This window comes from Brevundimonas sp. (assembly GCF_030682035.1).
In the GTDB taxonomy this organism is placed as follows: Bacteria; Pseudomonadota; Alphaproteobacteria; order Caulobacterales; family Caulobacteraceae; genus Brevundimonas.
Window position 1 is genome coordinate 71,318 of sequence record NZ_JAUXQZ010000028.1, and the last position, 13,229, is coordinate 84,546.

15 protein-coding genes are annotated in these 13,229 nt (G+C 69.0%); 7 read left to right on the plus strand and 8 right to left on the minus strand.

The genetic code is table 11. The features are described 5' to 3' along the window. Nucleotides 1-24 precede the first annotated feature (24 nt). From Q8K49_RS08205 to tpiA, 3 genes are all read right to left on the minus strand, one after another. Nucleotides 25-1,677, minus strand: coding sequence for a CTP synthase (locus Q8K49_RS08205; protein WP_305305259.1), 1,653 nt, complete (start codon nt 1,675-1,677; stop codon nt 25-27). Nucleotides 1,678-1,760: 83 nt separating this feature from the next. After that, nucleotides 1,761-2,201: a preprotein translocase subunit SecG gene (gene secG / locus Q8K49_RS08210; RefSeq protein WP_305305260.1), complete on the minus strand. Its 441-nt coding sequence runs from the start codon at nt 2,199-2,201 to the stop codon at nt 1,761-1,763. A gap of 84 nt (nt 2,202-2,285) precedes the next feature. After that, the gene (gene tpiA, locus Q8K49_RS08215; protein WP_305305261.1) at nt 2,286-3,032 is read right to left on the minus strand and encodes a triose-phosphate isomerase; all 747 of its coding nucleotides are present in this window, start codon (nt 3,030-3,032) and stop codon (nt 2,286-2,288) included. Nucleotides 3,033-3,776: 744 nt separating this feature from the next. Here tpiA and mutL point away from each other — a divergent pair. Next, the gene (mutL, locus tag Q8K49_RS08220) at nt 3,777-5,627 is read left to right on the plus strand and encodes a DNA mismatch repair endonuclease MutL (RefSeq protein WP_305305262.1); all 1,851 of its coding nucleotides are present in this window, start codon (nt 3,777-3,779) and stop codon (nt 5,625-5,627) included. Between the two features lies 1 nt (nt 5,628). On the opposite strand, the gene rsmD is transcribed toward mutL, so the two are convergent. Next, nucleotides 5,629-6,192 carry a 16S rRNA (guanine(966)-N(2))-methyltransferase RsmD gene (gene rsmD / locus Q8K49_RS08225; protein WP_305305263.1) on the minus strand — a complete coding sequence of 188 codons (564 nt, stop codon included), beginning with the start codon at nt 6,190-6,192 and terminating at the stop codon, nt 5,629-5,631. A 3-nt stretch (nt 6,193-6,195) separates the two neighbouring features. Continuing rightward, nucleotides 6,196-7,695: a pseudouridine synthase gene (locus tag Q8K49_RS08230; protein ID WP_305305264.1), complete on the minus strand. Its 1,500-nt coding sequence runs from the start codon at nt 7,693-7,695 to the stop codon at nt 6,196-6,198. Here Q8K49_RS08230 and tadA point away from each other — a divergent pair. The 3 genes from tadA to Q8K49_RS08245 all read left to right on the plus strand — a co-directional run bounded on the left by tadA (nt 7,684) and on the right by Q8K49_RS08245 (nt 9,318). After that, nucleotides 7,684-8,169 carry a tRNA adenosine(34) deaminase TadA gene (gene tadA / locus Q8K49_RS08235; protein ID WP_305305265.1) on the plus strand — a complete coding sequence of 162 codons (486 nt, stop codon included), beginning with the start codon at nt 7,684-7,686 and terminating at the stop codon, nt 8,167-8,169. The two genes, Q8K49_RS08230 and tadA, sit on opposite strands and share 12 nt — an antisense overlap. Before the next feature lie 39 nt (nt 8,170-8,208). After that, nucleotides 8,209-8,616, plus strand: coding sequence for an MliC family protein (locus Q8K49_RS08240; protein WP_305305266.1), 408 nt, complete (start codon nt 8,209-8,211; stop codon nt 8,614-8,616). A 90-nt stretch (nt 8,617-8,706) separates the two neighbouring features. After that, a complete protein-coding gene (locus Q8K49_RS08245) occupies nt 8,707-9,318 on the plus strand; it encodes a hypothetical protein (RefSeq protein ID WP_305305267.1) in 612 nt (203 codons plus the stop codon). Between the two features lie 9 nt (nt 9,319-9,327). Here Q8K49_RS08245 and Q8K49_RS08250 read toward each other — a convergent pair whose 3' ends face one another. Genes Q8K49_RS08250 through Q8K49_RS08260 form a run of 3 tightly spaced genes read right to left on the minus strand, consistent with a single transcriptional unit; the run spans nt 9,328 to nt 11,638 of the window. Beyond that, on the minus strand, nt 9,328-9,930 hold the full coding sequence (locus Q8K49_RS08250) for a GNAT family N-acetyltransferase (RefSeq protein WP_305305268.1): 603 nt from the start codon (nt 9,928-9,930) through the stop codon (nt 9,328-9,330). Further along, entirely contained in the window at nt 9,927-11,033 is a 1,107-nt protein-coding gene (gene aroB / locus Q8K49_RS08255) for a 3-dehydroquinate synthase (RefSeq protein ID WP_305305269.1), read from the minus strand. Before aroB ends, Q8K49_RS08250 begins: the two co-directional genes overlap by 4 nt. Beyond that, the gene (locus Q8K49_RS08260) at nt 11,030-11,638 is read right to left on the minus strand and encodes a shikimate kinase (RefSeq protein WP_370867753.1); all 609 of its coding nucleotides are present in this window, start codon (nt 11,636-11,638) and stop codon (nt 11,030-11,032) included. The genes aroB and Q8K49_RS08260 overlap by 4 nt, the downstream gene beginning before the upstream one ends. A gap of 56 nt (nt 11,639-11,694) precedes the next feature. Between Q8K49_RS08260 and Q8K49_RS08265 the strand changes: the two genes are divergently transcribed. The 3 genes from Q8K49_RS08265 to Q8K49_RS14860 all read left to right on the plus strand — a co-directional run bounded on the left by Q8K49_RS08265 (nt 11,695) and on the right by Q8K49_RS14860 (nt 13,190). Continuing rightward, the gene (locus Q8K49_RS08265; RefSeq protein WP_305305271.1) at nt 11,695-12,594 is read left to right on the plus strand and encodes a site-specific tyrosine recombinase XerD; all 900 of its coding nucleotides are present in this window, start codon (nt 11,695-11,697) and stop codon (nt 12,592-12,594) included. Nucleotides 12,595-12,612: 18 nt separating this feature from the next. After that, nucleotides 12,613-12,837: a DUF1902 domain-containing protein gene (locus Q8K49_RS08270; protein ID WP_305305272.1), complete on the plus strand. Its 225-nt coding sequence runs from the start codon at nt 12,613-12,615 to the stop codon at nt 12,835-12,837. A 158-nt stretch (nt 12,838-12,995) separates the two neighbouring features. Further along, nucleotides 12,996-13,190 carry a type II toxin-antitoxin system HicA family toxin gene (locus tag Q8K49_RS14860; protein ID WP_370867754.1) on the plus strand — a complete coding sequence of 65 codons (195 nt, stop codon included), beginning with the start codon at nt 12,996-12,998 and terminating at the stop codon, nt 13,188-13,190. The last annotated feature ends 39 nt before the right edge of the window (nt 13,191-13,229 follow it).

Below are 13,229 nucleotides of genomic sequence, written 5' to 3' on the forward strand. Positions count from 1 at the left end.
CCCGTCGCCTTCCATGCCCTGGGATCAGACCAACCGGCTCTGCACCACCGCCGCCTCGATGAAGCCCGCGAACAACGGGTGCGGCGCGAACGGGCGGCTCTTCAGTTCCGGGTGATACTGTACGCCGACGAACCACGGATGGTCCTCGCGCTCGACCGTCTCGGGCAGGACGCCGTCCGGCGACAGGCCGGCGAAGATCAAACCGCCCTTCTGTTCGATGGCGTCGCGGTAGTTGATGTTGACCTCATAGCGGTGGCGGTGGCGCTCGCTGATCGTGGTCGATCCGTACATCTGCGCAATTTTCGACCCAGGCTTGAGCGTCGAGTCATAGGCCCCCAGTCGCATGGTGCCGCCCATGTCGCCGCCTTGCTGGCGCAGCACCCGCTGGTTGCCCTGGGTCCATTCCGTCATCAGGCCGACGACAGGCTCGGCCGTCGGGCCGAATTCCGTCGATGACGCCTTCGGATAGCCGGCCAGGTTCCGCGCCGCCTCGATCACCGCCATCTGCATGCCGAAACAGATGCCGAAATAGGGAATCTTGCGCTCGCGGGCGAAGCGGGCCGCCTCGATCTTTCCCTCCGAGCCCCGCTCGCCGAAGCCGCCTGGTACGAGGATGGCGTGAGCCGCCTGCAGCCGTGCATCGCAGGCCTCGCGGTCGCCCTCGAAGGTCTCGGCCTCGACCCAGTCGATATTGACCTTGACGTTATTGGCCACACCGCCGTGGTGCAGGGCCTCGATCAGGGATTTGTAGGCGTCTTTCAGCACCGTGTATTTGCCGACCACCGCCACGATGACCTCGCCGTCCGGGTGCAACCGGCGCCGGGCGATCTCCTGCCACATCGTCAGGTCGGGCGCCGGCGCATCCGTGATGCCGAAATGGGCCAGCACCTCGGCGTCCAGCCCCTCGCGGTGATAGTCCAGCGGCACGGCGTAGATGTCGTTTGAATCCATCGCCTGAATCACGCCGGTCGCGCGCACATTGCAGAACAGACCGATCTTGCGCTTTTCCTCGGGCGGGATGGGGAATTCGCAGCGGCACAGCAGGATGTCGGGCTGGATCCCGATCGAGCGCAGTTCCTTGACCGAATGCTGCGTCGGCTTGGTCTTCATCTCGCCCGCGGTCTTGATGAAGGGTAGCAGGGTCAGATGCACGAAGCAGGACTGACCCCGCGGCAGATCCTGGCCCAACTGGCGGATCGCTTCGAAGAACGGCAGGCCTTCGATGTCCCCGACCGTGCCGCCGATCTCGACCAGCACGAAGTCCACGTCCTCGCCGTCATCGGTCAGGGCCGGGGTCAGGCAGAAGGATTTGATCTGGTCGGTGACGTGCGGGATGACCTGCACCGTCGCGCCGAGATAGTCGCCGCGCCGCTCCTTCTCCAGGATCGTCGAATAGATGCGGCCGGTGGTGATGTTGTCGGACCGGGCCGCCGAGACGCCGGTGAAGCGCTCGTAGTGGCCGAGGTCGAGATCGGTCTCCGCGCCGTCGTCGGTGACGAAGACCTCGCCGTGCTGATACGGGCTCATCGTGCCCGGATCGACGTTCAGATAGGGATCCAGCTTACGCAGGCGGACCTTGTAGCCCCTTGCCTGAAGCAATGCGCCGAGCGCGGCGGAGGCGAGGCCTTTTCCCAATGAGGAAACCACGCCGCCGGTGATGAACACGTAACGGGCCATGGGAGGTCACTCTACCGCTGATTCGAGCGGCGTACTGCGAAGACATTGAGGGCGGGAGAGGAAGGCGGGGATAAGGTCCCCGCTCACTCCTGGTTCGCGGGGGCCGGTTGCGCCGGCGCGGGGGCCGAACCTGGGGCCGGAGCGGCGGAAACGCCCGACAGGCTGGATTCCAGATTCTGCAGCGAGGGCGCGGCGGGTGCTGCCGGAGCTGCGGGATCCACGGCGGGAGCCGCGTCCGTCGTCGCCGGCGCGATCAGTTCGCCGATCGCATCCGCATCCACGATCGAACGGTTGGAACGCTCGACATTGCCCAGAATGGTCAGGCCTACCGCGCAGAGGAAGAACAGGGTCGCCAGCACCCAGGTCGTCTTGGTCAACAGATTGCCCGCGCCGCGCGCGGTCATGAAGCCGGACGGACCACCACCCATCCCGAGGGCGCCCCCCTCCGAACGCTGAATCAGGATCACGCCGGCAAGCGCGACCGAGATGAGGATCATGGCGACGAGGAGAATGGTCTGGAGCATGGCAGCCGATATGTGTGGCGCGAGGCCGCGCCGATCAAGCGGCGGCGTCTAACATTGATGGCGGGCAGGAGCAAACGGAGGCGCTCACGCCCCCCGTATGATCCCCAAAAAATCCGCCGCCTTCAGCGAAGCGCCGCCAACCAGGGCGCCGCCGACCTCCGGCACGGCCAGGATTTCGCGGGCGTTGTCCGGCTTGACCGAGCCTCCGTACAGGATCGGCGTGGCGGAGACGCCCAGCCCCAGCCGCTCGATCATCGCCGCGCGAACGGCCCGGTGCACGTCCTCGATCTGGTCCAGCGTGGGCGTCAGGCCCGTGCCGATGGCCCAGACCGGTTCATAGGCCACGGCGAAGTCCCGGCCCGCCAGAGCCAACGGCAGGGACCCAAGGATCTGTCCGCGCACGACCTCGACCGCCCGGCCCGCCTCCCGTTGCGCCAGGGTCTCGCCGACGCAGATGATCGGGGCCAGGCCCGGGGCGAGGGCCGCCTCGGCCTTGGACGCCACAAGCGCGTCGGACTCGCCATGCCCCTGACGGCGTTCGGAATGCCCCAGGATCACCAGGGTCGCGCCCGCGTCCTTCAACATCGCGGCCGAGACATCGCCGGTGAAGGCCCCGTGGGTCTCAGCCCGGCAGTCCTGTCCGCCGATCTCGACGCCGTCGCCGGTTGCGCGCGCCATCCGCTCGATCAGGGTCGCGGGCGGGCACAGGGCCACGCGGCAGGCCGGCGCCGCCTCCGCCAGCGCCGCGCGCAGCGCCGCCACCTCGGCCAGGCTCGCGCCCAGGCCGTTCATCTTCCAGTTTCCGGCGATCAGTTTTGCGGTCTGTATCATCCGCGCCTTCTAGGCGGCGGCTTTCGACAAGCCAAGCGGGTCCTCGGCCCGCTCCTCTCCGGCTATCGTCATTCCGGGCGCAGAGACGCGCAGCGGCTCGGAGACCCGGAACCCCTCGTCATCCTTCGGCCGAGCGAAGCTCGGACCGGGGGAGGCGCCGCGACGGCGGCGACCCGAAGCGCGGCGCGAAGCGTCAAACACCGGCGATGGCGGCGGACCACCATTCCCGGACCGCGCTCCCGACAGGTTCGCGCTTCCGCGCGCCGCTGGGTTCCGGGTCTTCGCTGCGCTTCGCCCGGAATGACGATAGCAGTTAGGCGGTGCCGCACTGCTCACAATCCGCTGATTGTCAGCATATCCCGCGCCGCCAACCCGCTGACTCTGCTTCGCTTCCCAAAAATACAGCGTCCCCAGCCCACCACAGGAAGGCCCCGTCCTGGACTCCCCCCGTTCCGTCGCAGGGAAGGGCGCAGGGCCTTGCGATCTTGTCGTGGCGGAAACGGGATGAGCGGGAGGGGGTCGAACCTTCGTCGCAGCGGATCGCAGAGCGCCTCCGGGCCTCAAGCAGCGAGCCGCCGCGCGGCGAGCGTAGGCCCCCAAGAAAGGGCGACGGGCTTCGCGCCCGGCGCTCCGCCGGCCCTTCCCATCCCCTCCCGTCGTCCGGCGCGAGGCGACTGCCCCTGCCTCAAACCAGGCCACGCGCTCTTCTTGCCGGGCGCGGAAAGCGCCATAGTCACGAATCCCATGCTCATCCGCCGCCTCCCCCCCGAGACCGTCAACCGCATCGCCGCCGGCGAGGTGGTCGAACGCCCGGCCAGCGCCATCAAGGAGCTGGTCGAGAATGCGCTCGACGCCGGCGCCACGCGGATTGAAGTCCAGGCCGATGGCGGCGGGCTGACGCGCATCCTGATCGCCGACGACGGGCACGGCATGGCGGCGGACCAGCTGGCCCTGGCGGTCGAGCGCCATGCTACGTCAAAGCTGGAGCCCGATGACGCCGGCGACGTCGACCTGCTGCGCATCCACACCCTCGGCTTCCGCGGCGAGGCCCTGCCCTCGATCGGTTCGGTGGCGCGACTGACCATCACCAGTCGCCCGAAAGATGGCGGCGACGCGCACGCGATCACGGTGGAGGGCGGCGACCAGCGCCCCGTCGCCCCCGCCGGCTTCCCCGGCCCGCACGGGGCGCGGGTGGAGGTGCGTGACCTGTTCTACGCCACCCCCGCCCGGCTTAAGTTCATGAAATCCGAACGGTCCGAGGCCATGGCCATTTCGGAAGAGATCAAACGTCAGGCCATGGCCCATGAAGGCGTCGCCTTCACCCTCGACCTCGACGGCAAGACCACCCTGCGGCTGCCCGCCGAACACCCCGGCGACGAGGGCCGGCTGAAGCGGCTCGCCGCCATGCTCGGCCGCGACTTCGAGGCCAACGCCCTGCTGATCGACCAGGCGCGGGACAATGTCCGCCTCACCGGCTACGCGGGCCTGCCGACCTACAGCCGGGGCAATGCCGGCCATCAGTATCTGTTCGTCAACGGTCGCCCGGTGAAGGACCGGCTGTTGCAAGGCGCGCTGCGCGGCGCCTACGCCGACTTCCTCGCCCGTGACCGGCATCCGGCGGCGGTGCTGTTCCTCGAGATCGACCCGCTCTACGTCGATGTGAACGTCCACCCGGCCAAGGCTGAGGTACGCTTCCGCGACCCCGCCCTTGTGCGCGGCCTGATCGTCGGCGCCCTGCGCCACGCCCTCGCCGCCGCCGGCCACCGCGCCTCGACCACGGTGGCGGCGGATGCGCTGGCCGGCTTCACCGCCCACGAGGGCGTGGGGGGTGGGGTGTGGGGTGTGGGGGCGGCTGGCGGCGCCGCCCCGGGCTGGTCCGGCTGGACCGGCTGGTCGGCTCCCGCCACTGTCGCCCAACTCATCCCCGGCCTGAAGGAGCAAAGCGCGCGGGTGGAACCCGACTTCCCCGCCCCCCACACCCCACACCCCACACCCCACGCCCCGGACCCCGTCGACTACCCCCTCGGCGCCGCCCGCGCCCAGCTGCACGGCACCTATATCGTCGCCCAGACCCGCGACGGCCTCGTCGTCGTCGACCAACACGCCGCCCACGAACGGCTCGTCTATGAGCGGATGAAGGTCCAGATGGCCGCGGGTTCGGTGACGCGTCAGGCCCTGCTGGCTCCCGAGGTCGTCGAACTGGACCCTGCCGAGGCCGAGCGCGTCTCGTCCCGCGCCGATGAACTGGCGCAGCTGGGCCTGATCGTCGAACCGTTCGGCGCCGGGGCCCTGCTGGTCCGCGAGACTCCGGCCCTGCTCGGGGACACCGACGTCCAGGGCCTGATCCGCGACATCGCCGACGACCTGGCCGAACACGGTGCGGCCCTGGCCCTGTCCGAGCGGCTGGGCGAAGTCTGCGGGACCATGGCCTGCCATGGCAGCGTCCGCGCCGGCCGCGTCCTGTCAGCGCCCGAAATGAACGCCCTGCTGCGCGAGATGGAGGTCACCCCCCATTCCGGCCAGTGCAACCACGGCCGCCCGACCTATGTCGAGCTCAAGCTGGCGGATCTCGAGAAGCTGTTCGGGCGGCGTTAGATCATCTGACCCTGAGGAACAGCACGCGCGCTGCGCCGTAGTCGCGCGCGTCCAGCCGTTCATAGCCGGGTGTGTCGGTCTCGGGCTCGTCGGAGCCGCGTTCGAAGACCACGACGGCGCCGGATTTCAGCCAATTGCCTTCCAGCAGGCGCTGCAGGGTCTGCTCGCCTAAACCCGTGCGATACGGCGGATCGAGGAAGGCCAGATCGAAGGCCTCGCCGTCCGGGCCGGGCCGCCCGCCGAGGTCGGTGGCGCTGCGGCGATGCACCCGCGTGCGGCCCATGACGCCATAGGCGTCGGCGTTCTCGCGAATGGCCCCGCGCGCCTCCTCATCGGTCTCGACGAACAGGGCGAAGGCGGCGCCCCGGCTGATCGCCTCGAACCCCAGGGCGCCGGAGCCGGCATACAGATCCATCACCCGCATGCCATCGAGCGGCTGCGCCCAGGCGGCGTGTTCCAACACGTTGAAGACCGCCTGACGCGCTCGGTCGGACGTCGGGCGCGTGCCCTGCCCCTCCGGCGTGACGATGCTGCGCCCCTTCAGACTGCCCGCGACGATGCGCACGGATCAGCCCCTGGAGCGCGGACCACGCGGACTGCCGCGCCCGCCGGCGGGACCGGCGCCCGGACGGGGGCTGCCCGGTTTCGAAAAGCCGCCCGGATGGGACCCGCCGGGCTTGCCCGCGAACGGCGGCTTGCCCCCGGGCTTGCGGTCGAAGGGGCGTTTGTCGCCGGGCCGGTCGTCGGATCGGGCGGCAGGCCGGGCTCCGGTGCGGGCGTCGCCGCGCGGCCGGTCGATGAACTGGTCCTCGCGCGGCTTGAACACACGCTTGGGCCGTTCGCCGGACGCCGGCTCGGCGCCCTCAGATCGGGCCCGGGGGGTGAAATTCTTCTTTGGATGCTCGAATTTCGGCGCGGCCTTTGCCCAGCCGGGCTTCTTCTGCGGCCGGGCGGCGCGGTCGGCGGCGGCGTCAGCGGCGGCCCCGGCGGCGCGGACACGGCTGGGCTTGCGCGACGGATCCGAAATGGCTGAGCCAGAGGCGCCCTTGTTGATCGGCGCAGAGGTGCGGCGGCCCGGGATCGGCGCGGGCGTGGAGACCGTGTTTCCGGTCGGCAGGGTCTCGGGCCGGATATGCTGGGCCAGCATCTCGCGGATCACGCGGGGGCCGACCTCCTCGACCGAACCCAGCGGCAGGGTGCCAAGCTGGAATGGACCGTAGGCGAGGCGGATCAGGCGGTTCACGGTCAGGCCCAGATGCTCCAGCACCTTGCGGACCTCGCGGTTCTTGCCCTCGGTGATGGAGACGCTGATCCACAGGTTGGCCGGCGCATTGCCCTCGCCCTCCCTGGCCTTGTCCAGCGTGGCCTCAATCGGGCCATAGCGAACACCGTCAACGGTGACGCCGTCCTTGAGCGAATCGAGCTGCAACTGGCTGACCCGACCGCGGGCGCGGGCCCGGTACTGGCGGACCAGTTCGGTCGCGGGCAGCTCCAGCGCCCGGCTCAGCTCGCCGTCGTTGGTCAGCAGCAGCAGGCCTTCGGTGTTGAGGTCGAGCCGGCCCACTGACAACACCCGGGGCAGGCCGCTAGGCAGGGCGTCGAACACGGTCGGCCGTCCAGCCGGATCGGTATGCGAGGTCAGCAGGCCGGCCGGCTTGTGATAGCGCCAAACCCGGGTCACCTCGGCCGAGCCGATCGGCTTGCCGTCGACGGTAATGACGTCTTCGCGCGTCACCAGCACAGCCGGGGTGTCGAGGATCTTGCCGTTGACCGCTACCTTGCCGAGGCCGATCAGCCGTTCGACCTCACGGCGCGACGCGATGCCGGCCCGGGCCATAACCTTGGCTATCCGTTCGCTGCGCTTGGGGGCCTCATCGACCTTGGGACCAGCCTTGCCGTCCTTCGCGAAGGACTTTCCACCCGGTTTGCCGAAGGATTTGCCGCCCTTGGGCGGACCGCGATCCTCGCCGCTCTCGACGCGCTTGACGTAGGGTTTGCGGGGGCCGTCGCGGCTGTCGTCTTGACGCGGGCGCGGCTTCTTGTCGTTGTCTCGGGGATGGCTGGCCATGATGAACGGTTCATGCACATGGCCTTGGCGTGTGCGCAAGCGGCGGCGGACGCTGGCGAGACGCCCGTCGGCTGCGTGATCGTCGACGAAACCACCGGGCAGGTGGTCGCCGAGGGTCGGAACGGCCCCATCGGCGCCCACGATCCGACCGCCCACGCAGAGATCGTGGCTATGCGGACTGCGGCGGCGAAGCGGGGAAATTATCGCCTCACCGGCCTGACCCTCTATGTGACGCTCGAGCCCTGCGCCATGTGCGCCGGCGCCATCAGCCACGCCCGCATCGGCCGTGTTGTCTGGGGCGCGGACGATCCCAAGGGCGGGGCGGTCGCGCATGGCCCCCGTTTCTTCGACCAACCGACCTGCCACTGGAAACCCGCCGCTGAGGGCGGGGTCCTCGCCGTCGAGGGCGGCGACCTGCTGCGGTCCTTCTTCCGCGCCCGGCGCAAAGGAACGGCGGTCCCGGATGCACGTTAGTCCGCCGGGCCGCACGGCTCAGCTTGTCCGAGAGTCCGCATGAAGTCCCTGGTCCTCGCCGCCGTCCTGACCTGTCTCGTGGTCGCCGCCTGCGGCCAGAAGCCGAAGGATGCGCCGACCGACGGAGACGCCGTGCGCGAACGGGCGCAGGAAGCCCAGACAGCGCGGCGTCGTACCGGGGCCGAAGCCCAGGACCGGGCCCTGAACCGGGTCATCCGCACCGTCTATCTGTGCGACAACAGCGAGCGTCTGTCGGTCGATTTCGACAATCCGCGCCAGATGGCGACCGTGCGCAACTCCAGCGGCGAGGCCGTGGATCTTTACCAGGAACGGGCTACCGAAGGCATCTGGTACAAGGCCTCGGGCTATGAGCTGCGTGGCGAGGGCGTCATGGCCACCTGGACCTCGGACGGCCGTCCGCCGACGGAATGTCGGGCCGTCGACTGACCGTATCGGGGCGCCGGGGGCAGTCGACAATGAATTGACATAACGTCGATTTTCGTTCTTCTGGTTGTGTTTACTTGGGAGGACGAGTCCATGGCTGAAAGAGCGAACACCGGCGAAGGCGATCCGCTGGCCGCCTTTTTCGCGGCGACCCTGTCTTTCGTCTCGAACGTGACTCAGGACATGGTGAAGGCCTGTGGCGACGATCCTGACGCCGACCTGATCCGGACCAATGGCGCGCTGGTCCAGAACCATCTTCAAAAACTGTTTGCCAAGACCTCCGAGGTCTACGCTGGCACCAATCCGGCGACCCGCGCCACCGTCGGCGAATATCTGGCGCTCTCGGACGGGGTCTTCATCGCGGCTACGGGCGAGAAAACGGCCCGATCGAGCCTCGCCAAGGGAATCTTCGGCGGCGGTTTCTTCTCCTGGATCAGCAAATACCTGACCGAGATCAAGAAGATCATCCGGTTCATCGTCACGCTGATCTTCCGTCGGGTGCCCGACTGGCTTGAAGACCTGCTCGTCCTGATCGACGAGATCTGGGGCATGATCGCGGAACTGCTGGGCGGCGTCTTCGGATTCAATCGTCGGGAGATCGCAAGGGATATTTCGTCCGGCGAAATCAACTCCCTCAACGAGATCGCGGCCATGCAGCGGCTGAAGGCGGCCTCGCGCGAGATGGACGGATCGGAGGAAGACTAGCCGAACTGTCTAAGCGAACGCCGCCAGCCGCGCATCCAGCCGCGCCCGAACCTCGGGCCAGTCGTCGTCGAGGACAGCGAACTGGGCGGTGTCGCGGATCCGGCCCTTGAAGGTGATCTTGTGCTTGCGCAGCACCCCCTCGTCGCGGGCTCCGAGCTTGCGGATCGCGGCCTGGCTGCCCGGATTGATGGCGTCGGTGATGATCTCGACCCGTACCGCGCCGCCGTCAAAGGCGTGGCCGAGCAGCAGTCTTTTGCACGACGGATCGACCGGGCCGCCGCGCGCTTCGGGCCGGTAGAAGGTCGAGCCGATCTCGCAGCGGCGATAGTCGGGCTTGATCTCATACAGGCTGGTCGAGCCGACGACCGCACCGTCCTCTTGCCGCCGCACGGCCCAGGCGATGCGCGTCGCCTGCTCCATCGCCCGGAGCGCCGACCGCCACCAGCCGTCGAAATGCGGGCCGTAGCCGGCCGCGACCATGATGTCCCAGGACGCCGCGTCGCAATCCAGCGCCGCCCGGACTTCATCCTCCAGCGCCGCCGTGAGGGGTTCCAGCCGGACGAAGCGGTTTTCCAGCGGCAGCACGGCCAACGCCATCGGCGTATGGCTCATGACGCACCCTCGGCCTTCAGGAAGGCGGCGACCGCGATGCGATCCACGGCCTTGTCGACGAAGGCCTCGCCAACGGCGCGGGCGAGGATCAGGGTCAGCCCCCCGCCCTCGGCCTTCTTGTCCCCCGCCATGCGGGTCAACAGCGCCTCAGCGGAAAAGCCGCCGACGGCGTCCAGCCGGGTCGGCAGGTCCGCCGCCGCGATGACCGCCTCGACCCGCGCCGCGTCTTCGCCCGAACACAGATCCTTGGTCGCGGCGAACCGGAACGCCAAGGCACAGCCCAAGGCCACCGCCTCGCCATGGGTCAGTTTCGTCTCGTCAAATCCCAGCTCGGCCTCAATGGCGTGGCCAAAGGTATGACCGAGGTTCAGCAAGGCGCGCCGCCCGGCCTCCTTCTCGTCCTCGCCGACGATGGCGCTCTTGATCTCGATCGACCTGACCACCGCCCGGCGCAGAGCCTCCGCATCGCCGCGCGCGCCCTCCGCCCCCTCGCCCGCCAGCCAGTCGAAGAAGACGGCGTCGCAGATCAGGCCATGCTTCAGCACCTCGGCCCAGCCCGAGCGCAGCTGGCGGGGCGGCAGGGTGGCCAGCAGGTCGATATCGACCACGACCAGCCGCGGCTGGTGGAAGGCGCCGACCAGATTCTTGCCGCGCGGCGTGTCGATCGCCGTCTTGCCGCCGACCGAGGAATCAACCTGGGCCAGCAGGGTGGTCGGAACCTGAACGAAGTCGATGCCGCGCATGAACAGGGCCGCCGCCAGACCTGCGAGGTCGCCGACGACGCCGCCGCCCAAGGCCACGATCAGGTCGCGCCGGTCGAGCCCGAAAGCCAGCAGCCGGTCGATCACCCGCTCCAGCTCGGCGAAGGATTTGGAGGCTTCGCCGGGCGGCACGGTCAGCAGCCGGGCCCGGACCCCGGCAGTCTCCAGCGCCGCCAGCACGGCGGGACCGTGCAGGGCGGCGACGGTCTCGTCGGTGATGATGACGGTTCGTCCCTGCGCCAAGGCTGCGATCCGCGCGCCCAGCTCAGCCATCAGCCCTCGGCCGATGACGACCTCATAGGGCGCAAAGCCACCGCCGGAAACGCCGATCACCGTGCTCATGCCGCCGCCTCGGTCCAATAGGCTTCCAGTGCCCGGACGATGCCCTCGACCGCCTCGGCATGAGCGCCGCTGGCCACGTCCACGATCAAATCGGCGCCGGCGTAGAAGGGATAGCGTACCTCGGCCATGGCCTTCAGGGCCTCCAGCGGGTCGCGGCCGCGCAGCAGCGGGCGGGTGTCACGGCGTTGCACCCGGCCGGCCACGGTCTCGAGGTCGGCCCGCATCCAGACCGTGACGGCGCGGGCCTTGAGTTCGGCCCGGGTTTCAGGGTTGAGCACCGCCCCGCCCCCGGTCGCCAGCACCATGCGCGGCGCATGCAGCAGACGTTTCAGAACCCGCGCCTCTCCGGCCCGGAATTCGGCCTCGCCGAGTTGGGCGAAGATGTCTGAGACGGTCATGGCCGCCGCCGCCTCGATTTCGATATCCCCATCCGCGAAAGGCAGACGCAGCCGTTTGGCCAGCCGGCGCCCGACCGTCGATTTGCCAACCCCCATCAACCCGACCAGGGCTATGGTGCGATCATGCACGGGAATCAGTTCGTCATGGCTCACGACCGGCCTCGCGGGAGGCGGCTGGACGGCGACGGAACGGGCGGCGGCAGGCACGGCATGACCCCACCACCCTCTACACCAAGCGTCGCCGGCGCAAAGCGCCCAAGCGCATGAGCACGCCGCAGGTCGAGGCCTTTCTGGAAATGATGGCGGTCGAACGCGACGCCTCGCCCCACACCCTGTCGGCCTATGGCCGCGATCTCGCCGACGCCGAGGTGGGAATCGCGGGCGGCCTGATGCGCGGCGACGAGGCGGGGGTGGAGGTCTGGTACGCCAGTCTGGGGAAGCTCGGCCTGTCTCCGGCGACCCAGGCGCGACGGCGCTCGGCGGTGCGGCAGTTCTACCGCTTCGCGCTCGGCGAGGGCTGGCGGACCGATGATCCCTCGCGGCGGCTGGATGCGCCGAAACAGGGCCGCAGCCTGCCCCGGACCTTGGGCGGCGACGAGATCGAACAGTTGCTGAAGGCGGCGGCGACCCGCGACGGGGCGGCGGGTCTGCGGCTGGTGGCGCTGGTGGAGCTGGCCTACGCCTCGGGTCTGCGCGTTTCGGAACTGCTGGGACTGAAAGTCGAGGCCGTCCGGCGCGACCCCGCCTTCCTGATCGTGCGCGGCAAGGGCGGCAAGGAGCGGCTGGCCCCGCTGAACGCCTCGGCGCGCGAGGCGGTGAAGACCTGGCTGATCGCCCGCGACGCCGCCCGCCAGGAGAAGGCTCCGGACAGTCCGTGGCTGTTCCCCTCGGCCTCGGCCAAGGGCCATCTGACCCCGCGCCGCTTCGCCCAGCTGCTGGACCAGGCCGCCATCGACGCCGGGATCGACCCGGCGAGGGTCAGCCCCCACGTCCTGCGCCACGCCTTCGCCACCCATCTGTTGGAGGGCGGGGCCGACCTGCGCGTGGTCCAGACCCTGCTGGGCCACGCCGACATCGCCACGACCCAGATCTACACCCACGTCGCCACGGACCGTCTGGCGCAGGTGGTGCGTGACAAGCACCCCTTGGCGCGGGATGAGTGACGGCGCATATTCAGCCGCATGAGCCAGTCATTCTTCGTCAAGGCGATCTGGGATCCGGAGGCCGAGGTCTGGTGCAGCCAGTCCGATATTCCCGGCTTGGTGATCGAGACCGCGACGTTGGCGGAGTTCGAATCGCTGGCGCGCCATTTCGCGCCGGAACTGTTGGCTGAAAACCTCGGCCTTGTCGGCCCGGTGCCAATCCGTTTCGAGGCCGCGGGCGGCTTTGATGTAATCGCGGCCTGACCGATGCCGTCCCCCCCCTATTCGGGCAAAGGTACTCCAAGAGGTTAGCTCGACCAGGGTGGCGCAGCGAACCGCCGGGACAGGCCGATCCGCCTGTCCGTCCCCCTCCACTGAAGGGAAGACGACATTGAACGCTCCGCAGACGCACGAGAGCTGAAATGCCCAAGGACTTCTACCCCGAACTCACCGCCCTCCTTCATTCTGCCGGTTGGCGACGTGTCGGAAACGCAAAGGGTAGCCATGAGAGATGGCGGCATCCCGACAGGGCAAACACCGTGTTCGTCCCCCGGTCGAAAAGCCGCCACACCGCCAATGAGGTCCTCAAACAGGCCGGCCTTCCCAAGACCTTTTGAACCGCCGCTTGCTCCCCGGCCTTGACCTGACTAGGTTCC